General features: G+C 52.2%; 23 protein-coding genes and 1 pseudogene. 15 read left to right on the plus strand and 9 right to left on the minus strand.

Annotated elements, in window-relative coordinates:
* Positions 1-204 (plus strand): annotated as a pseudogene (locus tag ACTF5Z_RS03575) (sulfite exporter TauE/SafE family protein); the annotation flags it as partial.
* Between the two features lie 61 nt (positions 205-265).
* On the opposite strand, the gene folE reads toward ACTF5Z_RS03575, so the two are convergent.
* Genes folE through ACTF5Z_RS03595 form a run of 4 tightly spaced genes read right to left on the minus strand, consistent with a single transcriptional unit; the run spans position 266 to position 5,690 of the window.
* Entirely contained in the window at positions 266-949 is a 684-nt protein-coding gene (gene folE / locus ACTF5Z_RS03580; RefSeq protein WP_438984520.1) for a GTP cyclohydrolase I FolE, read from the minus strand.
* 57 nt (positions 950-1,006) lie between these two features.
* Positions 1,007-3,103 carry a hypothetical protein gene (locus tag ACTF5Z_RS03585; RefSeq protein WP_438984521.1) on the minus strand — a complete coding sequence of 699 codons (2,097 nt, stop codon included), beginning with the start codon at positions 3,101-3,103 and terminating at the stop codon, positions 1,007-1,009.
* Between the two features lie 15 nt (positions 3,104-3,118).
* A complete protein-coding gene (locus ACTF5Z_RS03590) occupies positions 3,119-4,663 on the minus strand; it encodes a peptide MFS transporter (RefSeq protein WP_438984522.1) in 1,545 nt (514 codons plus the stop codon).
* A gap of 55 nt (positions 4,664-4,718) precedes the next feature.
* On the minus strand, positions 4,719-5,690 hold the full coding sequence (locus ACTF5Z_RS03595; RefSeq protein ID WP_438984523.1) for a tRNA dihydrouridine synthase: 972 nt from the start codon (positions 5,688-5,690) through the stop codon (positions 4,719-4,721).
* A gap of 64 nt (positions 5,691-5,754) precedes the next feature.
* On the opposite strand from ACTF5Z_RS03595, the gene ACTF5Z_RS03600 reads away from it, so the two are divergent.
* The 14 genes from ACTF5Z_RS03600 to ACTF5Z_RS03665 all read left to right on the plus strand — a co-directional run bounded on the left by ACTF5Z_RS03600 (position 5,755) and on the right by ACTF5Z_RS03665 (position 19,353).
* Positions 5,755-6,024: an OadG family protein gene (locus tag ACTF5Z_RS03600; RefSeq protein WP_423849629.1), complete on the plus strand. Its 270-nt coding sequence runs from the start codon at positions 5,755-5,757 to the stop codon at positions 6,022-6,024.
* 45 nt (positions 6,025-6,069) lie between these two features.
* On the plus strand, positions 6,070-7,863 hold the full coding sequence (oadA, locus tag ACTF5Z_RS03605) for a sodium-extruding oxaloacetate decarboxylase subunit alpha (RefSeq protein WP_438984524.1): 1,794 nt from the start codon (positions 6,070-6,072) through the stop codon (positions 7,861-7,863).
* A complete protein-coding gene (locus ACTF5Z_RS03610; protein WP_438984525.1) occupies positions 7,864-9,165 on the plus strand; it encodes a sodium ion-translocating decarboxylase subunit beta in 1,302 nt (433 codons plus the stop codon).
* Positions 9,166-9,248: 83 nt separating this feature from the next.
* A complete protein-coding gene (locus tag ACTF5Z_RS03615) occupies positions 9,249-10,196 on the plus strand; it encodes an acetyl-CoA carboxylase carboxyltransferase subunit alpha (RefSeq protein WP_438984526.1) in 948 nt (315 codons plus the stop codon).
* A gap of 24 nt (positions 10,197-10,220) precedes the next feature.
* Entirely contained in the window at positions 10,221-11,558 is a 1,338-nt protein-coding gene (tilS, locus tag ACTF5Z_RS03620) for a tRNA lysidine(34) synthetase TilS (protein ID WP_438984527.1), read from the plus strand.
* A 144-nt stretch (positions 11,559-11,702) separates the two neighbouring features.
* Complete coding sequence (locus tag ACTF5Z_RS03625; RefSeq protein ID WP_438984528.1) at positions 11,703-13,343, plus strand: CTP synthase; 1,641 nt, start codon at positions 11,703-11,705, stop codon at positions 13,341-13,343.
* Between the two features lie 27 nt (positions 13,344-13,370).
* Positions 13,371-14,222 carry a 3-deoxy-8-phosphooctulonate synthase gene (gene kdsA / locus ACTF5Z_RS03630; RefSeq protein WP_438984529.1) on the plus strand — a complete coding sequence of 284 codons (852 nt, stop codon included), beginning with the start codon at positions 13,371-13,373 and terminating at the stop codon, positions 14,220-14,222.
* A gap of 12 nt (positions 14,223-14,234) precedes the next feature.
* Complete coding sequence (gene eno, locus ACTF5Z_RS03635; RefSeq protein ID WP_423849622.1) at positions 14,235-15,521, plus strand: phosphopyruvate hydratase; 1,287 nt, start codon at positions 14,235-14,237, stop codon at positions 15,519-15,521.
* 2 nt (positions 15,522-15,523) lie between these two features.
* Entirely contained in the window at positions 15,524-15,871 is a 348-nt protein-coding gene (locus ACTF5Z_RS03640; protein ID WP_438984530.1) for an FtsB family cell division protein, read from the plus strand.
* A complete protein-coding gene (gene ispD, locus ACTF5Z_RS03645) occupies positions 15,861-16,553 on the plus strand; it encodes a 2-C-methyl-D-erythritol 4-phosphate cytidylyltransferase (protein ID WP_438984531.1) in 693 nt (230 codons plus the stop codon). The genes ACTF5Z_RS03640 and ispD overlap by 11 nt, the downstream gene beginning before the upstream one ends.
* The gene (gene ispF / locus ACTF5Z_RS03650) at positions 16,553-17,035 is read left to right on the plus strand and encodes a 2-C-methyl-D-erythritol 2,4-cyclodiphosphate synthase (RefSeq protein ID WP_423849620.1); all 483 of its coding nucleotides are present in this window, start codon (positions 16,553-16,555) and stop codon (positions 17,033-17,035) included. Before ispD ends, ispF begins: the two co-directional genes overlap by 1 nt.
* Complete coding sequence (locus ACTF5Z_RS03655; RefSeq protein WP_423849619.1) at positions 17,032-17,694, plus strand: protein-L-isoaspartate(D-aspartate) O-methyltransferase; 663 nt, start codon at positions 17,032-17,034, stop codon at positions 17,692-17,694. Before ispF ends, ACTF5Z_RS03655 begins: the two co-directional genes overlap by 4 nt.
* A complete protein-coding gene (locus ACTF5Z_RS03660; RefSeq protein ID WP_438984532.1) occupies positions 17,694-18,569 on the plus strand; it encodes a DUF368 domain-containing protein in 876 nt (291 codons plus the stop codon). Before ACTF5Z_RS03655 ends, ACTF5Z_RS03660 begins: the two co-directional genes overlap by 1 nt.
* Positions 18,550-19,353 carry a peptidoglycan DD-metalloendopeptidase family protein gene (locus tag ACTF5Z_RS03665; protein WP_438984533.1) on the plus strand — a complete coding sequence of 268 codons (804 nt, stop codon included), beginning with the start codon at positions 18,550-18,552 and terminating at the stop codon, positions 19,351-19,353. The genes ACTF5Z_RS03660 and ACTF5Z_RS03665 overlap by 20 nt, the downstream gene beginning before the upstream one ends.
* A gap of 3 nt (positions 19,354-19,356) precedes the next feature.
* On the opposite strand, the gene fdxA is transcribed toward ACTF5Z_RS03665, so the two are convergent.
* From fdxA to ACTF5Z_RS03690, 5 genes are all read right to left on the minus strand, one after another.
* Positions 19,357-19,680, minus strand: coding sequence for a ferredoxin FdxA (gene fdxA / locus ACTF5Z_RS03670; RefSeq protein ID WP_438984534.1), 324 nt, complete (start codon positions 19,678-19,680; stop codon positions 19,357-19,359).
* A 69-nt stretch (positions 19,681-19,749) separates the two neighbouring features.
* Positions 19,750-22,332: a DNA mismatch repair protein MutS gene (gene mutS, locus ACTF5Z_RS03675; protein ID WP_438984535.1), complete on the minus strand. Its 2,583-nt coding sequence runs from the start codon at positions 22,330-22,332 to the stop codon at positions 19,750-19,752.
* Between the two features lie 111 nt (positions 22,333-22,443).
* Entirely contained in the window at positions 22,444-22,971 is a 528-nt protein-coding gene (locus ACTF5Z_RS03680; protein WP_438984536.1) for a YeeE/YedE thiosulfate transporter family protein, read from the minus strand.
* 2 nt (positions 22,972-22,973) lie between these two features.
* Positions 22,974-23,507, minus strand: coding sequence for a YeeE/YedE thiosulfate transporter family protein (locus ACTF5Z_RS03685; protein ID WP_438984537.1), 534 nt, complete (start codon positions 23,505-23,507; stop codon positions 22,974-22,976).
* A gap of 81 nt (positions 23,508-23,588) precedes the next feature.
* Positions 23,589-24,962, minus strand: coding sequence for an OmpP1/FadL family transporter (locus ACTF5Z_RS03690; RefSeq protein WP_438984538.1), 1,374 nt, complete (start codon positions 24,960-24,962; stop codon positions 23,589-23,591).

The raw sequence follows: 24,962 nt of genomic DNA on the forward strand, positions 1-24,962 counted from the left end.
CTCTTCAAGATACCGTTTCACATGTTCGCTTGGGAAACCATCACGGTCGATACGCTTGTTGTAAATGGTTTGATGGTTCCGATTATCGGCTTGGGCGCGTGGGTGGGTATTCAGTTGGTGAAACGCATTGGTGACACGAACTATCGTTGGTTCATTATAGCGACAACAGGTTTAACCGCTATTGTGATGCTGGTGCGCGGCTAGCGAGGGGCGGTGATTTAGTTGGGTTTATGAGCGAGGGCGCGAAGCACCCTCGTAATGATCTCTATGCTTGTAAGAACTCGCAGCGAGTTGCTTGGTTAAGTTTGAACACGCCACCGAGTGCGGTTGTTCGAGTATGTGAGTTTGCATCCATGACGCCCCGCGATTTTACGCAGTAGTGGGTCGCGTTCATGGTGACGGCCACGTCGTCGGTTTGCAATAGGGTCTGTAGAGCAACCAATACCTGCTGAGTTAACCGTTCCTGCACCTGGGGGCGCTGAGCAAAGAATCTAACAATTCGGTTGATCTTCGATAAGCCAATAATTTTTTCTTTTGGTATGTAAGCAATCTTTGCAACGCCATCAATCGTAACAAAGTGGTGTTCGCAGGTGCTGATGAGCGAGATGTCATCAATACATACCATTTCTTCAACATTCATTTTGTTATCGATTACCGAAATTTTTGGGAATTGCGAATAGTCTAAGCCAGAGAAAATCTCGTCGACGTACATTTTTGCGATGCGGTGTGGCGTTTCGGCGAGACTGTCGTCGTTTAGGTCAAGCCCCAGAGCCTCGGTAATTTGCGTGAAAGCATCTTTGATGGTCTGGTATTTATCGTCTCGTGAAAGCCTATTAGTAGTCATTGGGGTTTCAAGACCCGCTGCAACAAGGGCGTCTCTAACTTGTTGTGCTTCCGCGCTTAGCTCTGCCGGTATGCTCAGAGTTTGGGCTTTTAGTGCTGATGTCATAGTGATCTCCTATTACGTAAGCTTGTTACGCGATAGGCACTCAGTCAGATTACCGACTTACCAACGAATCCTATCGGCGATAACAGACGCCAGTACTAAGAGTCCACTCAGATACAAGCTAACGAGCCACGCAATAATTGCATTTGCGTGAGGGTGGCCGGCCCTAACCAACAGTGCCAGCAATGCGGTGAGAGAAATCTTTGACCCCACACTTTTTGCATTTTTCAATATGCCCATTTGGTCCCGCGGGCTCAGAGAATGACACTGCCAACCTAAATAAGTGATCAAGTGACGGGTAGCAGCATAGGGGCCGTACCAGCGGATAGATGCCTCACGGCCCGCTTCCCATAATCCTTGCGTATTAACCAAAATAAGATTGGGTCCATCTTGGCCAATGAATCCGTGACGCGTAGTCAGAGCATATAAACCGCTCAACGCGCTACTTACTGCGATGAGTGCTATCGCCGCTGTTTCAAGAGAGTTCAAATCGACATGCTGGATAATTACGACTGCTAGTAAGCACACTGCGGCGCCGGCAACTGTTAGGTACAGCAATCTGCGCCAATGAAATTGTGGATTGTACCAACGCGCACTGGGCGGTAGTTCGAGCAGACCTTGGCTGGGGCTCATCGTATCGTGTCTGGCGAGTTCGTTTAGCCATCTGTGAGTAAAAAAGATCATGAGGCCCAGCGGTAAGATCCCCAATAAAATCGCTGCGCTTAAGGTTAGAAAGCTGCGTTCACGAAAGTGTGCCGCCTCTAGCGCCTGCCTCGGCGCCAGTAAAGCCTGATTATTAAACGAGGCTTCTACTGTGCCCGCACCGGCAAATTTTAAGAACGCGCCAGAGTGTTCTGGGATGGCTAACACCGAATCGCGCCATTTCACCAAGCCTGCAAGAGCGGGCTCGATTGGTATGGTTTGTAGATGTTCCCCCAAAGGAGAAAATCTGTGCAGGGAGTCGTTTCCACGTTTGCTCAAAACGATCCACCACCCGTTTTGAGTTTCCACAAAACTTTTTAGTCGGCTGGTTAACGGGTCAGGATCGGCTGGGTCAATAAACAAAATCTGGTCTAGCTCGCGCATAAACGTGCGGTCGTCAATGCTGAATACACGCAGAGCCGGCGCGTCGGGGTCAGAGGCGTACATCAGACCTTCGAACATCGCGAAGGTTTCATCACCCAAGGCAAGGGTGGTGCTACGCGAACGCTCGTTATCTGGGTTGTAAGCCGACAGGTAGGAACCGTGGTTGATGTACAAGCGCTCGGATGAGGGCTCAAAAAACAAGTCTAAGGCCTTTGGGAATACTTTAAGACTTTCGATGAACCTGCACTCTACGGGCTCTGTCTGACAAAGAAAGGTACCCTCGATAAGTTCTTGGGTATTGTGCGGAGTGTCGATCCAGCGGGAGCCAGCTAGCGCAAATCGATCGGTAGAGAGCAGCGCGGGTTTGCCGCGAATCTCGCTTAAGTTTAAATCGCGCAGTGAAAAGTCATACCGTATCAGTCCGGCATGGTCGTGCACAACCGCTCGTTCGGGCGTCGTCAGCAGCAAGGTGCCGTTATCTAAAGCGACGCCATTGACATTAAATTGAGGTAAAGGTGCCGGCCAGTGTTTCCAGTAAGCGCTTAGCACAAGACCCAATACGCACAGTAGTAAGCTCACCAATGCAGTGGCTGCTGCGGTAGATCGCAGTTGCGCTTTTCCGGCAGCGACTTGTTGTACCTCGGTGCGTTTTAGCAAATAAGGATTCGGTGCGATCGCGTCTGGCTCTGTTTTACAGCTCTTGCCGCCTTGCTCCTCCGTGTCAGTGGTTAAATCTTTGTGAGCAGGAGCAGGAGCAGGAGCAGGAGCAGGAGCAGGAGCAGGTGCTGGTGCTGGTGCTGGTGCTGGTGCTGGTGCTGGTGCTGGTGCTGGTGCTGGTGCGTTGCGCCGAACCTTAATGTCGGCGCCAATGCCTCGTAGCTGCACGTAAAGCTTTGATGCTAGCGGCTTCGGAGCCGATTTTTTTAACGTTATCGCTTTGCCGTTAAATAGGGCTTTGACCTTCTCGGGTGCTAGTTTAAGAACCTTAGCGAGAGCCTGCTCGACATCGTGTTGATCAAAGCCTTCAATGGCTCGACCAAGGAAGACGATATCAAACAGTTCTTCGCTCATAGGTTTAGGGTGTGCTTAGTGTATGCCGCGCATACCTTTCTTTAGTAAGGGACTTATCACTAACAAAGCGAAACCTGCGCCCAAACCTAGCCAGAGTAGGAACTGAAACAGTTCTGTGTACGATGCCAGAGCCTCGCTAATGCTCAGTACTTCGCCTTCATGCGTGTCAATTGCGGCGAGCTTCGAAAGCTGTGCTGCGACGAACTCCGAGTATGCGGTTGCTAAGAACCAAGCGCCCATCATCACGCCGACCACTCGGTGCACCGCCAGTTTTGTGACTGCAGATAAACCAACAGGCGACAGGCACAGCTCTCCTGTTGTGTGCAGCAAGTAGGCCAGCACCATCCAGATTGCAGCGACTCGACCACTCTCATCGGGCATGGATGCCCCAATGACCAGAGCACCAAACCCTAAACCTGCCTGCATGATTCCCAATGCGAACTTGACCGGCGTGCTGGGTTCCATGCCGCGCTTGCCCAAGAAGACCCAAAGCAGGGCGAAGACCGGTGCGAACAAAAAGATGAAGAAGGCATTCAAAGAGCCAAATTGTGCGGCGGTCAATTCCATGCCGAGAAGGCTGCGGTCCATAACGCGATCCGCATATAAGGTCATGGACGCAGCGCTCTGCTCAAACAAGGCCCAAAATACCACGCTCGATAGTGTTAGCACGATCAATACAATCATGCGAGACCGTTCTTCAGCGTCACACTGGGTTGCGATAAACCAAGAAAGTCCGACCAACACAATAACGCTTAAGGTATTCAATAGGGTGCCAACGGCTCCATGGAATTGCAGCATTTGCCACACGATGGCGACCGCAAATACCGAGCCCAGGTAAATGGTATTTTCGCGGGACAATGCACCCACAAGCTTTTCTTTTAGCAATTCGTCGCTGGGCGGCTCAGCTAGGCCGCGTAAATATTTTTGGCCGCGAATAAATGTGACTAAGCCAAACAACATGCCGATACCCGCGGCACCGAATCCGTAACTCCACCCGTAGGTCTCGCCTAGATAACCACACAACAAGGTCGCGACGAACGAACCGAGGTTGATACCCATATAAAAAATGGTAAATCCCGCGTCGCGACGCGGGTCTTCTTTGCTGTACAGCTGACCGACAATGGTCGAGATGTTCGGTTTTAAAAAGCCCACACCAATCACAATTAAGGCTAAGGACGCATAAAAGATTTGAAGAGCTTGGGTGTCTTGAACAACCTCGCCGGCCACCATACGCGCTTGCTCGCCCTCGAAAGCCATGCCTAGGTGCCCCAGCACGAGCAAAATACCCCCGAAAATGACAGCCTTACGCATGCCGAGATAGCGATCAGCCAACAGGCCACCGATAACGGGCATGGCATACACAAGCGCAGCGTATCCGCCAAGGACTTCGAGGCCTGCGCCATCCGAAAATAAGTGGTATTTGGTCAAGTACAGCAGTAGCAGGTACTTCATGCCGTAGAACGAAAAGCGTTCCCACAACTCAGTTGCGAAACACACAAATAAGCCTTTTGGATGCCCGAAAAACGCTGTGTCTTCGGTGGCAAACGCTGCGTTGGTCATTATTCTGTGCCCTTTTAGTAATGAGTAATTAATAAAGGCGTCAATATAGCACGTGCTACGCGTCTGTCGACCGTAAGTGCGCTTCTAATGCTGCGCCGAATTCTGTAGGGTCTTTAATGCGTTTGACCTGTTCGAATAGCAGCGCAGCTTGACTGTGATAGTGTTTGAGATACACCAGCCATTGCTTGACCGGGCTTGGCGTATATTTGGCGTCGTAGTGATGGCCCTGCGCTTCAAAAAACTCTAGCAGTAGCGCCGCGATTTGGCTCCATACCAGCACTTCCTGTTGTTGATTGTTTTGCTCTTGTCGAATCAATCGACCCAGCTCCGGGCGCATTAGGGCGCCACGCGCTAACATCAAGCGATCGCAACCCGAGACACTGGCGCATTGCAGGGCGTCTGCGGTGCTCCAAACTTCACCATTAGCGACAATCGGGATGTTGGTGAGTGACTTAACTTCGTTAATGCGGTGCCAGTGCGCTGGCGGTTTGTAACCCTGCACTTTGGTCCGCGCGTGCACTGTAATCTCGGTGGGAGCTGCCCTATCTAGTCGTCGCATTAGGGTCTCGAAGAGCGTGTCGTCGGAAAAGCCCAATCGAATTTTGGCGGTGACGGGTATGTTGCAAGGTACTTGGTCGCGCACGCAGGCAACGATGTCACCGACAAGGTCGGGCGTTTGCAATAGCGACGCACCACCCTTTGACTTGTTGACAGTTTTGGCTGGGCAACCAAAATTTAAGTCGATGCCTTTAGCTCCCAGATCAACCGCTCGTATGGCGTTTTTGGCCAGTATTTGCGGATTGCTGCCCAAAAGTTGGAGATACACTGGCGTGTTATTTGACGTTACGCCCGCCTGTTTAAGTTCTGGGCAGATCTTATAAAAAACACGCTCAGGTAAGAGCTTGTCGGTGACCCGCAAGAACTCGGTCACGCAGCGCTGGTAAGGGCCCAGTCGCGTTAAGAGTGCTCGCATGGTGTGGTCTATAACACCTTCCATGGGGGCCAGCATGAGGGTTAGCGGTGACACGGACAAACTTTCCTGAATACCACTTATGAACAAAGATGAATGCAAAATCGCGGGGTGCTGCGCTATGATAGCTCAATACTTACGTTCGGTGGAGTTTATGGATCCTTTAATCAGTCAAGGACTGACCCTGATGGTGTATGGCATGACGACGGTCGTGCTGTTTTTATTGCTGCTGGTGCTTGCTATGCGAGCATTGGCATGGTTCGTGAATTTATCCCCCACTCAATCAGCTAAGGCAGTCTCTACTTCAACGGCGGCATCTGGTGCGAGCCCAAATGAAGAGACCGTCGCTGCAATCGCTGCGGCGGTAAAACGTTATCGCGATCGCACATAGCGTCCAAGTGATCAGCTGCAGCGACCACAAAGAGGAGAGTTTCCATTGACTAAAACGCCCTTGGGTATTACCGACGTCGTTCTTCGAGACGCCCACCAATCGCTGTTGGCGACCCGATTCCGTTTGGAGGATATGCTGCCTATAGCCAGCGAGTTGGATAAAGTCGGTTTTTGGTCGGTTGAGACCTGGGGCGGTGCAACGTTTGATGCCTGCATCCGTTATTTGGGTGAAGATCCCTGGGAACGCATCAGAGAACTGAAAAAAGCCATGCCCAACACGCCTCAACAAATGCTCTTGCGCGGTCAAAATATATTGGGTTACCGGCATTATGCAGACGATGTCGTTGACGCGTTTGTTGAGCGTGCAGCCATTAATGGTGTTGACGTGTTCCGAGTGTTTGACGCCATGAATGATGTGCGCAACCTGCAAACGGCCATGGCGGCGGTCAAACGGGTGGGCAAGCATGCCCAAGGTACGCTGTCTTATACCCTAAGCCCTGTGCACACATTGGATATGTGGGTCGATATGGGTAAGCGCCTTGAGGATATGGGCGCAGACTCGATTGCGATTAAGGACATGGCTGGCTTGCTACGACCTTACGAGGGTTTCGAATTGGTGTCCCGCTTGAAGTCTAGCTGCGAGATCCCAATTCATATGCAATGCCACGCAACAACCGGTTTGTCGACAGCGACTATCTTAAAGTGCGTCGAGGCGGGTATTGATAACGTCGATACGGCGATTTCTTCAATGTCGATGACCTACGGTCATTCTCCTACTGAATCAGTGGTGTCAATTTTGCAAGGCACGGACCGTGATACAGGTTTAGATATTGGCTTGCTAGAATCGATCGCAGCCTATTTTCGCAAAGTTCGCAAGCAATATGCTGAGTTTGAGGGCTCACTGCGTGGGGTTGATTCACGCATCTTGGTCGCCCAAGTCCCCGGTGGCATGCTCACCAATATGGAAAATCAACTGCGTGAGCAGGGTGCGGTCGATCGTTTAGACGAGGTACTGGAGGAAATCCCGAGTGTGCGAGAAGATTTAGGCTACATTCCCCTGGTGACCCCCACCTCGCAAATTGTTGGTACACAGGCGGTTATGAATGTGTTGTCTGGGGAGCGCTACAAGTCGATTTCGCGCGAAACGGCAGGCGTGCTTAAAGGCGAGTATGGTGCCACGCCCGCTGCGGTGAATGCCGAGTTGCAGGCGCGCGTGCTCGAAGGTGCTGAACCCATCACCTGCCGGCCAGCAGATTTGTTAGCCCCAGAACTGCAAACGCTTACAAAAGAGCTCGAGCAGCTGGCAGCAGAGCAGGGTATTGGGCTTAACGCCGACAATACAATTGACGATGTGTTGACCTACGCCTTGTTCCCACAGGTGGGTCTTAAATTTCTTCAGAACCGCGGAGATACGTCGGCATTTGAACCGCACCCCAAAAATCGTGCTGAGCCCAAAGCGGGTGCGGTTAGCGCGCCCAGTGCGGGTGGCACTGAGGTTTATGATGTTGCCGTCAACGGTAAAGTATATAGCGTTCAAGTTGCGCCCAGTGGCGAGCTCGGTGCGATCGTGGAGCGCGCTTCCGCCCCAGAACCTGCTACCGCAGGTGCTGTCCGCACGCCAACCACGGGAGCTTCAATTGTTGCGCCATTAGCGGGCACCATTGTGCGTGTTCCCGTGCGTGTGGGTGACAGAGTCTCACAAGGGGATGTGGTGTTAATTTTGGAAGCCATGAAAATGGAAACCGAAATTCGCGCTCCGGCCGACGGTATCGTTAATTCGATTGATGTCACGGCCGGCGATTTTGTTGCCATCGGCTTGAATTTGATGGTGATCGGTTAAATGGAAAAGCTGCTATTGCTGTGGTCATCGTCTGGGTTGGCCCAAGCGGAAATGGGGCAAGTCGTTATGATTGCCGTTTGTTTACTGTTGTTGTACCTCGCGATAAACAAAGGTTTTGAACCCCTTTTGCTTTTGCCCATTGGTTTCGGCGGTGTTCTTGCGAATATTCCCGGGGCCGGTTTGGCATCACCTGTGCTTGAGAACGCCGTGCACTTTGGATCGGCCACCTTGCTTGACCAGCTTAATCTGCTCGCAGGTGTGGATAATCTGTCGGGTAAGGCGCTTCTTCATCTTCTTGAAGGGCTTGCTCCCGCGGATCGCCTGTTGGCCGAGAGCTATGCTCATGCCGCGGGATTTAGCGATGGCATGCTGTATCAGTTTTACTCGGTGGCTATTGGCTCGGGTATAGCCCCCTTAGTCATTTTTATGGGTGTGGGTGCTATGACCGATTTTGGCCCCTTGCTGGCCAACCCTAAAACCCTCATTTTAGGCGCTGCGGCACAGTTCGGAATTTTTGCCACGGTGTTAGGTGCTGTGGGTTTAAGTGCGCTCGGTCTGATGGACTTTAGTTTGGCTGACGCTGCAGCGATTGGCATTATCGGCGGCGCTGATGGTCCGACCGCGATTTATGTTTCAAGTATCCTAGCGCCGGATTTGTTGGGCGCTATTGCGGTGGCAGCCTATTCTTATATGGCCCTTGTGCCATTGATTCAGCCGCCGATTATGCGAGCACTGACAACAGTAGATGAGCGCAAAATTGTCATGAGTCAATTGCGCGACGTATCGCGCCGGGAAAAAGTGCTATTCCCGATCATACTTCTGGTCTTGGTTGCACTGTTGTTGCCAGACGCCGCGCCTTTGTTAGGTATGTTCTGCTTGGGTAATTTAATGCGAGAGAGCGGGGTAGTTGATCGGTTGTCAGATACAGCCCAGAACGCCTTGATTAACATCACCACGATCTTTTTGGGTTTGTCGGTAGGCGCCAAGCTGGTGGCCGACAAATTTTTAGATGTGAACACGCTTGGTATTCTCGCTCTGGGTATTGTTGCCTTTTCGATTGGTACGGCGGCCGGTATTTTGATGGCTAAATGTCTGAATCTGTTCTCCAAGCAAAAAGTGAATCCATTGATCGGATCTGCGGGCGTATCCGCCGTACCTATGGCAGCGCGCGTCTCGAATAAATTAGGGCTTGAGGCCGATCCGCAAAACTTTTTGCTGATGCATGCGATGGGTCCGAATGTGGCGGGTGTTATTGGATCAGCTGTAGCGGCTGGAGTCATGATTGCGTTGGTGGGTGCTTAACCGATTCACTGGATGCAGTATCAGCGATGGCTTGGGGCGGCAAAGTTTTGTAAACTAGCGTTTTTTGTCAGGACAGTCGCTTAATGAACCCGAATTATTTGGATTTCGAACAACCTATCGCTGAGCTCGAGGCTAAGATCGAGGAGCTGCAATTGGTAGGCGCCGGTGACGGGATCGATATTGCGGAAGAAATCCAAACACTGCGTGGCAAAAGCTCCAAGCTTACCGAGAAAATTTACGCTAATCTGAGCCCGTGGGACATTGTTAAAGTTGCTCGTCATCCTCAGCGTCCATACAGCCTGGATTATATCCCAAGAATTTTTACTGAATTTGATGAGCTCCACGGCGATCGTCATTTCGGTGACGATAAGGCGATCATTGGTGGCGTAGCGCGCCTGAACGACGAACCGGTCATGGTGATTGGGCAAGAAAAAGGGCGTTCTGTTAAAGATAAAGTCTATCGAAATTTTGGTATGCCCAAGCCCGAAGGCTACCGCAAAGCGTTGCGACTCATGGAAATGGCCGAACGGTTCAAAATGCCTGTCGTGACTTTGATTGATACCCCGGGAGCCTACCCAGGCATTGATTCTGAAGAGCGGGGCATTAGCGAGGCGATTGCGCAAAACTTGGCCGTGATGTCGCGCCTAAAAACGCCGATCGTGTGCGTGGTCATTGGTGAGGGAAGTTCAGGCGGTGCCTTGGGAATCGGAGTGGGCGACCACTTGGCGATGCTGCAATATTCGACCTATTTTGTGATCTCTCCTGAAGGGTGCGCCAACATCATCTGGAAAAGCTCAGAATTCGCGCCCGATGCGGCAGCGGCCATGGGGGTGACGTCCTCTGTTCTGCAGGATTTGGGCATTGTCGATGCAACGATTCCCGAGCCTATGGGAGGGGCGCATCGAGATATCGATGGTATGGCGAGCCGAATTAAATCTCATGTCGAGACCGAGCTAGCGCGCTTGAAATCTCAGTCTCTAGACGACTTGCTGACAGCTCGCTACGATCGCTTGCTGTCCATTGGTAATTAGTGCCACTGTGTGCTCGACATGGGCGTGTTAGGCAAGTACCCGCACGTCGAGCAGTTTTTACTGGACTATATTGACGCGCCACGTTGGCTCTTGGGTGTCAGCGGTGGTGCCGATTCCGTCGCCCTGATGGCTTTCGTGCGTGCCCTTGGTGACGCGCACGATATACCCCCGGTAACCGTTATTTACATCGATCATGGTTTGCATCCAGACAGCGCAGATTGGGGTGTTCTGGTTGAGCGGGTCTCTCGGCGGCTAGCCTTTGAGTTCGACGGCAGAACGGTCACAGTGATTGAGTCCGGTGGTGGTCTTGAAGAGGCTGCACGAGCCGCTCGGTACCGTGCATTTGAAGACCTCATGTGCGAGCAAGATGTGCTAATGACCGCGCATCATCAAGACGATCAGTTAGAAACCTTTTTGATGCGCGCCTTTCGAGGTGCGGGACCGGAAGGTCTGCGGTCTATGTTGCCCGAGCGGTCTTTGGGTGCCGGTTTGCTCATTCGTCCTTTATTAAGCGTTGCTCGGAACGACTTGGTAAACATTGCGACAGCGATTGCACCCGATTACGTGCACGATCCCAGCAATTTAGATACACGATATGATCGTGGTTTTTTGCGACAAGAGCTCGTACCTTTGATTCGTGCGCGCTGGCCACAAGCGGCCGTTTCGGTGGGGCGCTCGATAGAGCTGCTGCAAGCTTTGTGGGACAGACAAAGCACTCTGCAGGTGCCGAATAAACGCGCGCTGACGGGCGAGCCAATATTAGACGTATCTCTGGGGCTAAACGCCAGTGCACTGGCGGACTTAATTCGCTCGTGGTTGGCGGAGCTAAGCCTGTACCGGCCATCGAAAGCTCAGTTGGATGAGTTTGTTCGGCAGCTCCAAGGCGTAAGGAATGATCAAGGCCCGATACTTCAAACAGGTCATTATGCTTTGCGTTTCTATGCCGGTAGTATTTACTGCTGCTCAGATACAGCCAATGTTGGTTCCCGAATTACAACGTATGAGGCCGGTGCCGAACTTTGCGCAGAGTCTGCCTTGGGTCTGTTTAAGGTCAATCTTCCCGCAGCGTTAAAGGGGCGGTTTAGTGCTCGTACGCCGCTTGCAGGCGAATCTTGCCGAACGCATAGCAAACAGCCAAGTCGTAAATTGACAAAATTGCTGCACGAGTGGCGCGTTCCACCTTGGTGGCGCAGCGCAGTGGTTGTGATGTGTGTTGATGACCAAGTGGTCAGCGTTCTGAATCGGGTGGTTGATGGCGACTTGTTAGCGCAAATTCACCCGACAATTGAGGGGCTGAGGGTCGATTGGCAGCACCAGCTAATCGAAAAATCACCGTTTGTCTATCAGCAAGTTTCGCAATAAACACCAGCAGATTCGATTGAGCTAACCCCTCCTTTCTGATAATCTGACTTCCCATTCTGATGCGGCGTTTGAAGATCAACGAGGGCCTGTTCCTAGTGATCGTTAAGGGTCGTGCCTATCTTTTTTATTAGGAAAAAGGCTGTCATGACGCGATACGTATTCGTCACAGGTGGAGTGGTTTCTTCTTTGGGTAAGGGCATTGCTGCGGCTTCGTTAGCAGCCATACTCGAGGCCCGTGGTCTTAAAGTGACACTTCTGAAACTCGATCCCTATATTAACGTCGATCCGGGCACGATGAGTCCCTTCCAGCACGGCGAGGTTTTCGTGACGGAAGACGGTGCCGAAACGGACTTGGACTTGGGGCACTACGAGCGTTTTACGCGCACGACAATGCGTAAAACAAACAACTTTACGACGGGTAAAGTGTACTCTGAGGTCTTGCGTAAAGAACGCCGCGGCGACTATTTGGGTGGCACAGTTCAGGTTATTCCGCATATCACTGACGAGATCAAGCGCAGAGTGCTGCTCGGTGCAGGCGATGCTGACGTCGCGGTGGTCGAAATTGGTGGTACGGTGGGCGACATCGAAAGCCAGCCCTTCCTGGAAGCAGCCCGTCAAATGCGAGTAGAGCTCGGGGCTTCCAGAGCGATGCTGATGCACTTAACGCTGGTGCCCTATATTGCAACCGCCGGCGAGATTAAAACCAAACCCACGCAACACTCGGTCAAGGAGTTGCGGTCTATTGGTTTGCAGCCCGATATTCTGTTGTGCCGTTGTACCGTCGAAATCGATGAGAGCGCGCGCAAGAAAATCGCATTGTTCACCAACGTGGAAGAGCGCGCCGTTATCCCTTTGTTAGATGCTGAATCGATCTACGCGGTGCCCAAGCATCTGCACGAGTGTCACCTTGACCAAGTGGTCGTCGAGCGTCTGGGTTTGCAGTGTCCGCCAGCTGATTTGTCCGAGTGGGATGATGTGCTGGCTCGAGAATTTGCAGAAGATCTTCCGACCGTGCGTATCGCGATGGTAGGCAAATACATGGATTTACTCGATGCCTATAAATCGTTGAACGAAGCGCTCAAACATGCAGGCTTGCAAGCTATGGCACGGGTTGAGGTTGATTACATTGATGCCGAGCAAATTGAAGACGAAGGCACCAGCGTATTAGAAGGCGTTGACGCCATTTTGGTCCCTGGTGGTTTTGGGGATCGAGGCTTTGAAGGCAAAATTCAAACCGTTCAGTATGCACGCGAGCACAAGGTGCCGTTCTTGGGGATTTGTCTTGGCATGCATGTGGCGATGATCGAGTTTGCGCGTAATGCTGTGGGTCTAGACGATGCCAATTCAACTGAAATGGACCCCAGTACGCCCCATCCAGTTATCGGTCTTATCACTGAATGGGTGAATCCCGATGGCAGCACCTCGCAGCGGTCGGCGGCTTCCGACTTGGGCGGTACGATGCGTTTGGGTGCGCAACCCTGCCACTTAGTCGAGGGCTCTAAAGTGCGAGCTCTATACGGTGCTGAAACAATTGAAGAGCGACACCGTCATCGCTACGAGGTTAACAATACCTACCTCGACCGTTTGGCCGAACAAGGCTTGCAAGTGGTTGGCTGGTCGGCCGATCACTCGTTGGTCGAGATTATCGAAATTCCCAACCATCCTTGGTTTGTTGCGTGTCAGTTCCATCCTGAATTTACGTCGCGACCTCGTGGCGGACATCCCTTATTTACGGGCTATATCAAAGCGGCTCTGAATGCGAGCTCAAAGCGCGCGGAAGCATAGTGCTGTAAGCATTAACTGGAGAATGCCATGAATCAAAACGCTGTCGAACTCGGCGAAATTCGTTTCTCTAACGAAGCGCCGTTCGTTTTGCTAGGCGGTATTAATGTGATTGAGGATTTGGACTTTACGCTTTCGGTTGCAGCCGAGTATGTGCGCGTTTGCGAAACTCTGAATATCCCAGTGGTATTTAAAGCCTCTTTCGATAAAGCTAACCGTTCATCCATTCATTCATTTCGCGGCCCAGGAATGGACGAAGGCTTACGAATACTCGCGGCGGTAAAAGCGGAATTCGGTGTGCCGGTCATCACCGATATTCACGCTCCAGAACAAGCCGCACCTGTTGCGGAAGTTGCGGATATCCTACAGTTGCCTGCGTTCTTGGCGCGTCAGACGGATCTGGTGCAGGCAATGGCTGCGACAGGGCGTGTGATTAACATCAAAAAGCCGCAGTTTGTCAGCCCCTCCCAGATGCGAAATATCGTGGAAAAGTTCGTTGAATGCGGCAACGGTCAGCTGTTGTTGTGTGAGCGCGGCAGTCAGTTCGGTTACGACAATCTTGTGGTCGATATGCTGGGCTTTGGTGTGATGAAACGGGAGTGTAATAACGCCCCCCTTATTTTTGATGTGACTCACGCTTTGCAGTGTCGCGATCCCGGTGGCGCGGCCTCGGGTGGTCGCCGGCATCAAGTGGCCGAGCTCGGGCGCGCGGGCATGGCCTTGGGCGTAGCGGGCTTGTTTTTAGAGTCGCACCCCGATCCCAGCAAAGCCAAGTGCGATGGTCCCAGCGCCCTGCCGCTTGAGCTTTTGGAGCCTTTCTTGGCGCAAATGAAAGCGGTTGATGATGTTGTCAAAGCGCAAGCCGAATTAATTATTGAGTAAACGGAGCTGTTAATGAAAATCACCCAAATTGAAGCCTTTGAAGTTATGGATTCGCGTGGTAACCCCACGGTTATGGCTGAGGTGACTTTGGAATCGGGCGTGGTCGGTTCCGCCTGCGCGCCCTCTGGCGCCTCTACCGGTTCCAGAGAAGCACTGGAGCTGCGAGATGGCGACAAGTCTCGGTACTTAGGTAAAGGCGTCTTAACGGCCGTTAACAACGTCAACGGCCCAATCGCAGATTTGTTGGTCGGCATGTCGGCGCTTGATCAACGTGCGCTCGACGATGCCATGATTCAAGCTGATGGTACCGATAACAAAGCCACTTTTGGCGCTAACGCGATCTTGGCAGTTTCGTTAGCGGCAGCTAAAGCCGCGGCACAAGCTCAAGGCTTGCCCTTATACCAGCATATTGCCAATTTGGCCGGCAACACTAACTTAACGATGCCGGTACCCATGATGAATATCTTGAACGGCGGTGAGCACGCCGACAACAACGTCGATATTCAAGAATTCATGATTCAACCGGTATCGGCGACTTCGTTCGCTGAGGCCTTGCGCATGGGTGCTGAGGTATTTCACAACCTGAAAAAAGTACTGAGTTCACGCGGTTTATCAACTGCCGTGGGTGACGAAGGGGGTTTTGCACCGAACCTGCCATCGAATGAAGCGGCTTTAAGTGTGATTGCCGAGGCAGTGAGTGCGGCAGGCTATGAATTAGGTACTGATATCACCTTGGCGCTCGACTGTGCAGCCTCTGAGTTTTATAAAGATGGGCAGTACGTACTGTCGGGCGAAAATAAGAGCTTCTCGAGTGAGGGCTTTGCGGACTACTTGGCTGACTTGGCGGCTAAGCATCCCATTTTGTCGATCGAAGATGGTTTAGACGAGTCAGACTGGGAAGGCTGGGCGTATTTGACCAAGCAGTTGGGTGACAAAATCCAGCTGGTGGGTGACGATTTGTTTGTGACTAATACTGCGATTTTGAAGCGCGGTATCGAGCAGAGTATCGGCAACTCGATTTTGATTAAATTTAACCAAATTGGTTCCTTATCAGAAACGCTTGACGCTATCGCTATGGCTCAAAAAGCGGGATTTACGGCAGTGATATCGCACCGTTCAGGTGAGACCGAGGACACCACGATTGCGGACTTGGCCGTTGCCACTGGCGCGGGTCAAATCAAAACGGGTTCGGCCTGTCGTTCTGACCGCGTTGCAAAATACAACCGCTTGCTGCGAATCGAAGCTCAGTTGGGTGGTAAAGCTCCGTATCGCGGCAGAGCGGAGTTTTCTCGCGCTTAAGTATGAAATGGGCGGCGCTGGTTCTTAGCCTGCTGTTGGTCTTGTTACAGTACCGCCTATGGTTTGCTGAAGGTTCGTTGCAAGAGCAGGCGGAGCTCAAGCAGCGGTTGGCGCAACTTGAACGCGAAAACGCACGGTTAGAAGAAAAAAATAACGAGCTATTGGAAGAGATCGTGTCTTTAAAAACGTCTAATGAGCTCATCGAAGAACGCGCTCGAGAAGATCTTGGTTTGATAAAGCGGGGCGAGACCTTGTATCTGTTTCCGGAGACTCCGTCGAATTTGGCAGGTCAGCCCAATTCCTCCGCCTCCCAGATTGATCTCAATCAGGAGCAACCCGATGGCCGCTGAACGCTGCTGGGTGGTTATTCCTGCGGCAGGTGTGGGTCAGCGTTTTGGCGGCGATTTCCCGAAGCAGTATACCAAGCTCAGAGGGCGCTCACTCCTCGATCATTGCCTGGCGACCTTTCTGTCTTGGCCCACGACCTATAAGATCGTAGTGGCATTGTCTGCCTCTGATCGTCAGTTTTTAGAGAGCGACTTCGCGACTCATCCCAAGATTCTGAAGGTAGAGGGCGGCTCTGAGCGCGTAAACTCGGTTTTGAATGCGCTCGCGTACATTGAGTCGCAGGCGGATGATAGCGATTGGGTCATGGTGCACGATGCTGCTCGTCCCTTGTTACAAACGCACGATATTGATGTGCTTTGGAGTGCCCGCTTGCACTATCGAGCGGCAATACTCGCCCGCCCAATTAGTGATACGATTAAGCGCGAGAGTAGCGCTGGTGTGATCGAACAAACGGTCTCTCGAGAGGGTTTATGGGGCGCGCAAACGCCTCAAATGGCCAAGGTTGAAGATCTATGCTCGGCCCTTCGAGCGGGTCTACAGGCTGGTCACAGCATAACGGATGAGGCCTCCGCGCTCGAGGCTCAGGGATTGGAAGTGGGTCTTGTCGAGGGGCCCGCCTATAACATTAAAGTGACCTTGCCCGATGATCTTCATTTGGCGAATCTGTGGTTAGAGAGGCAGTAATGATTCGAATTGGGCATGGCTATGATGTCCACGCTTTCACTGAAGGCGAGCACCTGCGTTTAGGTGGTGTTGATATACCTTTTAGTCAGGCTTTTAAGGCTCACTCGGATGGCGATGTGCTGATTCATGCACTGTGCGATGCACTGCTGGGATCACTCGCCCTTGGGGATATCGGTTTGTTTTATCCCGACACTGATGCGCGGCATCAAGGCCGTAACAGCCTCGAATTTTTGCACGATGTGATGTCGAAAGTGCGTTCGTTGGGCTATGAGCTTAACAATGCCGATATAACCGTCATCGCTCAGGCACCAAAGTTACGTCCCTTTATTGATGTTATGCGCGAAACATTGGCGACCTGTATGCAGGTTGCGGTAACGCAGGTTAGCGTCAAGGCCACGACTACAGAGGGGCTGGGCCCGATGGGAAGGGGCGAGGGTGTTGCTGTGCATGCCGTGGTGATCGTCTCTGAGGCGAGCTTATGAATACGCGTGATGTTTCAGGCATCGGCATGACCTCGCAACGCACCCGCGAGCGTTTAGTGCAGCGTTTGTGCGATCAGGGGGTGAAAGACTTAAACGTACTAGAAGTTATGCGTAATGCCCCGAGACACTTGTTTTTAGATGAAGCCATGGCGCATAGAGCCTACGAAGACACGGCGTTGCCGATCGGCTATCAGCAAACCTTGAGTCAACCCTTAACCGTCGCACGTATGACAGAAATCTTACTTGCCGCGGGACCGCGCAAAAATGTGCTGGAAATAGGCACCGGTTCTGGGTTTCAGACTTACGTATTGTCGCGCTTGGTCGATCAGGTCTTTAGCGTCGAGCGCATCAAACCTTTGCTCTTAAAAGCCAAGCAGCGGCTGCGATCGCTGAAGGTGTGGAATGCCTCGTGTAAGCATGGCGATGGCATGCTAGGTTGGGCCGATAAGGGCCCTTACGATGGTATTTTGGTCGCAGCGGCGGGCGATACCATCCCTCAAGCGCTCCTTGACCAGCTGGCAGATGGCGGTCGTTTGGTGATGCCAGTGGGCTCCGAAAAACAAGCACTACACCTTGTTGTACGCGAGGGTGGCGAGTTTATTCACGAAGTGCTTGAGTCCGTTTATTTTGTCCCTTTGCTGCCTGGTGCTGTGCGTTGATGAGTGATTTAGGTGTGTTTTTGCGAGGCATGTTGATGGGCGCGGCCGATGTGGTTCCGGGTGTGTCGGGTGGCACGATGGCTTTGATCACCGGTATTTACCACACCTTGCTCAGAAGTATCAGCTCGATCGATATTTATGCGGCCCGGTTGGTGTTGCGGGGCCAGTTGCGAGAGGCTTGGGAACACATCAATGGGCGTTTTTTAGCGGTATTAGTCGCAGGTATTGGTGTCAGCATTATCAGCCTTGCACAATTAATTTTGTGGACAATGGTGCATCACCCTCTGCCGCTGTGGTCGTTCTTTTTTGGCTTAATTGCGGCGTCAGCCTTGGTGTTACAGCGACAAGTGGGCGGCTATAATTTGGCCAGCTTTGTCCTATCGTTCTTGGCCGCTGTGTTTGCGGCGAGCTTTGTTTTTTGGGTGCCAGCCGATATTGCGGCCGCTCCTTGGATGTTCTTTGGCGCCGGTTTTGTGGCAATTTGTGCCATGATATTACCGGGTGTGTCGGGGTCCTTATTATTGTTACTGATTGGTATGTATCAACCCGTGCTTGGCGCTTTAAAGCAACTCGAATTCGTGTCGATAGCCCTGTTCATGCTAGGAGCGGCGGCGGGAATTACCAGTTTTAGTCGAGTGCTTACTTATTTGCTCGAGCACAAACGACCCTCTACGGTTGCGGTCTTAACCGGCTTTTTATGGGGTTCGTTGGTGATGGTATGGCCCTGGCGCGAATCTGAGGGTGGCCCGGTATCTCCGTGGAGTTATACGGCGGGAGAACCGAATATTTTGCTGTGCCTGTGTTGCGCCGCATTGGGAATCGCGTTGGTTACGTTGCTGCAATCGCGTTGGGGTCATGAGCACGGCTTGTCATAAGGCCGCTATTGGTTGGCGTGCCCTTCGATGGCGAGGCGCGTTGCTGTTGTTGGTCTTAATTTTAACCGCGTGTGCGACATCGCGTGCGCCGGTCGAGTATCGCGTTATACCCAACTCCCAACCGCCTGCACGTTATCATGTGGTGGCGGGCGATACTTTGTTTAAAATTGCGTGGCGCTACGGTATGGACTACCAAGAGCTTGCCAAAATTAACAATATTGCAGCACCTTACACAATCTACCCAGGTCAGAAGCTGGTGTTCAAAGCCCCATATCAGCGCCCGAGCCAACCCTCATCTTCTGTGGCTTCTGCTAAGGTAAGTACACCGAAGGCAGCGGTGGTCCAGAGTAGTGCGGGCGCGACGAATACGGTTAAAACACCACGTGTCTCGGTGCCAGAAAAGCCCTTACCCACCTTTAATGGTCGTTGGCGCTGGCCCTCTGAAGGTAGTGTTGTAAGAAATTACTCGGGTTCTGTTCACAAGGGTATTGATATTGGCGGTCAGCGTGGTGACCCGATTGTCGCGGTCGCATCGGGACGAGTGGTCTATGCTGGAACCGGTATCGCTGGGTACGGTTTGTTGTTAATTGTTAAGCACGACGATACGTTTTTAAGTGCCTATGGTCACAACGACAGTATCGAGGTCGCAGAAGGGCAGGACGTTAAAGCTGGACAGTTGATCGCCCGCAAAGGAGACTCGGGTACGGACATTGTCAAGCTGCACTTCGAACTTCGTAAGAATGGGAAGCCAGTTGACCCCCATTCTGTGTTGGGTAAACGCTAGAGCTTAGCGCTGCAATAATGCGAGTTTATTGGGTTTGCCCTTCCACTCTTCAGCATCGGGTAGGGCGTCTTTCATTTCGGTGATGTTGGGCCAGATCTCTGCAAGCTCGGCGTTCAACTCTAAAAACACTTGCTGGTCTTGGGGTAGCTCATCCTCACTGAAAATTGCGTCAACCGGGCATTCAGGCTCACAAAGAGCGCAGTCAATACACTCGTCAGGATGGATCACTAAGAAATTGGGGCCTTCGTAAAAGCAATCTACTGGGCACACTTCGACACAGTCGGTGTGTTTACAATTAATACAATCTTCGCCAACAACAAAGGTCATGGTAATCTCCTAGCGCCCTAATTCAACGGCCGCAATTCTAACCGCTTGCCACACGCTTTAGAAGTGCTTTTATGGAACAAGCTTAGACTTAAGCTGACTTAACGCAACCAAGGCCTCAATGGGTGTCATTTGGTCTGGATTGAGTTGTTGCAGCGCTTCTTTCACCGCATCGCTCGCTTCATCAGCAAATAGCGCCGCTTGATAGACCGTTGGTGTGGCCGCTTTAGCCTGCTTGCTACCTTGCTCTAACTCGGTCAACTTAGTTTTCGCTGCTTGGATGACGTTTGCAGGCAGACCTGCCAATTTAGCGACTTGCAAGCCAAAGCTTTGGCTTGCCGCACCCTCTCTGACGGTATGCATGAAGACGATACCATCATTATGCTCCTGCGCTCCTAAGTGCACATTGATCATGTTAGGGCAAAGGCTGGGTAGCTCGGTTAATTCGAAGTAGTGAGTTGAAAACAAGGTGAAGCAATGGATGTGATCGGCGAGGCGTCGTGCGGTTGCCCATGCCAAGCTCAACCCATCAAACGTAGAGGTGCCTCGCCCAATCTCATCCATTAATACCAAACTGTTTGATGTCGCATTGTTCAGGATATTTGCGGTGTCGGTCATTTCGACCATAAAGGTTGAGCGCCCTCCCGCGAGATCATCGGATGACCCAATGCGTGTAAAGATGCGGTCGATCGTACTTAAATGCGCTGCCTCAGCAGGCACATAGCTGCCCACGTGCGCCATTAACGCAATCAAGGCAATTTGCCGCATATAGGTCGATTTACCGCCCATATTAGGGCCGGTGATCAGAAGCATCTCACGCTGATTGTTCAATAACAGATCGTTCGCAATAAAAGGCGATTCGGAGACCTGCTCGACGACGAGGTGGCGCCCCTGATTGACTTCAAAGATTCTCTCGTCGCCGAAGGTCGGTCGTGCTAATCGAAGCGCCTGCGCGCGCTCTGCTAGGCAAGCCAGCAGATCAAGCAGCGCTAAGGCCTCGGCGCAGGCGCGCAAGGGCAAGAGCTCAGTATTCAGCGTAGTCAGTACTTCTTCATACAGTTCTTTTTCGAGCGCTAGCGCTCGACTCTTGGCAGACAAAGCCTTGTCTTCAAAAGCCTTGAGTTCAGGAGTGATGAAACGCTCGACGTTCTTTAGTGTTTGCCGACGTTGATAGTCTACAGGCGCCTGTTCAGCTTGTGCCTTTGACATTTCGATGTAGTAACCATGAACGCGATTGTAAGCCACTTTTAATGTACTGATGCCGGTGCGTTCACGCTCTCGTGTTTCAAGCTCGAGCAGGTAGTCTCCGGCCTGAGTACTGAGCCCGCGAAGTTCATCGAGGTCTGGGTTAAATCCCGGTGCGATGACACCGCCTTCGCGTATCACTACTGGCGGGTTGTCGATTATGGCGTGGTCGAGCAAGTCGCGCAGTGCCTGGAAGTCTCCTAAGTTGAGGCAAATGTCTGTCAGTACGCTGTCGTTTATATGCTCAAGAATTTGCTGTAGGGGTGGTACGCAATGCAATGATTGCCGAAGTCGGGTTAAATCTCTGGGGCGAGCCGAACGCAGAGCAACGCGAGTCAAAATGCGATCCATGTCGCCGACGCCAGCCAGAGCAAGGCGAAGATCGCCGTCTCTCATGTTGTCGATTATGGCGCTGAGGGCATCGAGTCTCCTCTCGATCGCGGGTCGCTTCGCCATGGGGCGCAGTAGCTCTCGACGCAGTAAACGGGCTCCCATTGGCGTTTTGCAGGTGTTTAATACGCTATATAGGGTGTTGTCTTCGCCACCCTGCAAGTTAATATCGATTTCTAGGTTGCGCCGCGTCGATGGGTCCATCAGCACGGCGTCGCTGTTTTGTTCGTGGCTTAAGCTGGTGAGATGCGTGAGCTCGTCTCGCTGTGTGTCTTTAACGTAGCGCAGGAGGGCGCCAGCGGCACATACGGCTTGGGTCAGTTCGGAGCATCCAAACCCCGCGAGATCTTGCGTGCCAAAGTGCCGGTTGAGTTCTCGTTCAGCGGACTCAGGTTCAAAATCCCAAGGCGGGAGCTCGCGGACCGATTTACTGGTCACCAAGTCGCTGATGCCTGAGCTTTGGGCGTAAAGTACTTCTGCCGGCTGTAGTCGCGACAGCTCAGCGGCTAACAATTCTCGATCGGCGACCTCAAGTACTTTAAAAATGCCCGCGCTAAGTTCGATATACGCCACTCCGATCGAGTCTTTCCCTTGATGAATGGCTAGGATTAGGTTATCTCGCGACTGGTCTAGAAGTGCTTCATCACTCAGCGTGCCCGGGGTGATAATTCGCACCACCTCGCGTTTTACCGGCCCTTTGCTGGTGGCAGGGTCGCCCACTTGCTCGCAGATGGCGACCGATTCGCCTTTGCGAATGAGGCGAGCTAGGTAGCTCTCCGCAGCGTGATAGGGGACGCCGCACATGGGAATGTCTTCACCGCCCGATTTTCCCCGTGCTGTTAGGGTGATGTCGAGCAGCGATGCAGCCCTGACGGCGTCATCAAAAAATAACTCGTAGAAATCGCCCATCCGATAAAACAACAGGTGTTTTGGGTGTTCCGCTTTGATGCGTAAAAACTGCTGCATCATGGGAGTGTGTTGATCAATGGAAGCGGCTGCTGCTTGTGATGAGGCTGACATTAAAGGGCTTAATATGGCTGTGAAGAGAACCTGAAATTTAACAAAGCCGGCTGTGAATAGCTATGTCCACCGCAGAAAAAGAAACGGCGCCAAAGGCGCCGTTCAGTCCGTTTACTCGTATCGATCTTTGAGTACGAAGAAAGCCAGGAAAATCAGCAGGGCACTAAAAGGCGCTGCGATCCAAATACCCTGAACTCCGAGTACGCTCTCTAAAGAAATGGACCCTAAATTTGCAGGGGCCAATACGGTTTCCTCTAGGACTGGATAGGCGAGGGCAAACAGGAAAGCGCCCACTAATGCGCCCACTAATGTAAATATCGCATCTGTTTTACCTTCAGAGCTGCCTACCACGCAGGTCCCGGGGCAGTAGCCTGACAAGGCCCAGCCAATCCCGAAAATTGCCCCACCAGCAACAACGCCCCATATGTATGCAGGTTTAATGCTTAAGTTTGCGAGGTTGCCCAAATCGAGCAGATAGATGCCCAAAGTGCCTACCCCCATCGCAGTCATCATGAGTTTGATGATCCACATGTCTTTTAAGAGTAGGGTGCCAAGGATGCGGCGGTAACTCGAGGCCCCGCCTAAGTAAAGAATGGCGCCAAAGGCACAGCCGATTAAAAATCCGATGACTAGTGTCATGATTAGACTCCTCGTTTACGGTACAAAAATTTAGCAGTGGCGATTGCGACTGCGAAAGTCACAGCGCCGAATATGAATGAGCTGATGGCCATTTGCGAAATGCCGCTGATCATGTGGCCGCTCGTACACCCTCCCGCGAGTCGCGCACCGAAAAGTAATAAAATGCCGCCGCCAAAACTGGCGAGGTTGCGTTTCAATTTAGAGGGGCCAAACTGTTCTTTCCAGAGGCTGGGCATTGAGCCTTTATCAACCTCGGGCTGTTTGTTGGCAAACAGTCGCGCAGTAATGCCGCCACCGACAAGCATCCCGAATACCAGCATCCAGCCGTAACCAACGCCCCAATCTTCCTTTTCACCATACTTATTGAGATAGACGTTGTTCTCAGCAAATTCGGGGTTAACCTTATGCGCGATTGCTGCATCGGAAACAACGAACTGTGTGGATACGCCCAACGGTTTTACGAGATAAGTTGCTACGATGAGCAGCAAACCGAGTGCAACACCTGCAGCTTTCCAAGAGATGATACCATCTTTCATACATGCTCCTTTCCTAACAATATTATGATGTTCTGATATTAAGCGCCTAAAAAAGGGGTGCTAAGCACCCCGTTTATTTGTTTACCAAGTGTAGTAAAACTCAAGCTCAAACTGATGCATTTTCAGCTCGATTGTCTGAGTTGGGTCAAACATGGATCCGCCTTTCACGCTCTTTTCTGGCGCGTACATCAAGCTGAAGCCCCATTCGCGATCGTTGCTTAACTTTTTGCCCATGCCGAACGAGATGTGCTGTTCCATGACGCCGGGCGCCATAATATTGAACAGAACCTCGGAAGGCTGGATTGGCTGGTCGCCCTTGGAGAAGCCCGCGCGGTAGGTGGTGTCGCCCGCGTTGTAGGTAAAACCTAGCTTGACGACGCTCATATCATCCCAGCCAAAACCCGCGCCGTTGTTGCCACCCAGACACGATTCTAGATCTTTCGGAACCGGGATTGCTGCGGTGGGGCAGGCGTAGATGTTTAGGCCGCTATTACCAACAGAGCCGATGTCACTGTAGCCAATGCTCTCGCCATCAAGGTGTATGGTAAGCGCGGGTGTTGCCTGAAAGCTTACGCCAACGCGCGTACTTGACGGAATATCGAAAGCACCACCTTCTGCGAATAAGTCAGAGTAGTCGTCGAATTCCGACATGCCTATCTCAGTTTGATGAGCAAACGCCAATGAGACCGAGTCGCTTACTTGCCAGTTGGCACCGAATTTGAATCCAATGCCGGTGGACATGTCGTGGCCGTTTCCGGTCAAGCTATTAGCCGGTGCACCGCCTTGTGCTGCGTTGGCGGCGAATGTCTTGGTATAGCCAGTGAAGGCTTCAAGCCCCTTCGCCTCAAAGGCTTGAATTACCACAACGGGTGCTACGCCGATTGCAAAAGTATCAGACACCTTCTTCGCCCATGCGAGCTCTACAAATGCTTGCATTAAGTCGACGCCAGCATCACCCATGCCGAACGTGCCGGGCATGGTCATGACAGGAGCGGGACCTGGACCGTCTGGATCAAAGGCGGCTGCGCCACCCTTCCAATCGGTGTTCATGCCACCGCGTCCGTAAAAGCTAAATGCTAGGGCGCTGTCATCGCCCCACATCCATTTCTTGGAGATGGCGGGCAGAGGAAAGTATTCGCTGCCTGAATCGAGCTCGCCCTGAGTCATGATGCTAAAGGCACCGCCATTTCCCTGTGCCATGCTTGCAGACGCAGTGTAGCTGCGTCTAGGCGAGAAAATGCTCAAGCTTGCGTTGGTCTGATCGTCTACCAAAATGGCCGAGGCCGGATTGTTCGCTGCGTCAATCGCCTGCGAAGGTGATGCTAAGCCGGCTCCAGCTTGTGCTTTATTGTGGCTGCCAACGCCGTGAGTGAAGTAGCCATTGGTCGCAAAGGCCATTGGAGTGGCAAATGCGAGTGCCATGGCGCTCATGCGGAATGCGAGGTTCGTCTTCAT

The sequence above is a fragment of the Aequoribacter sp. genome (assembly GCF_965659035.1).
Classification (GTDB): Bacteria; Pseudomonadota; Gammaproteobacteria; order Pseudomonadales; family Halieaceae; genus Aequoribacter.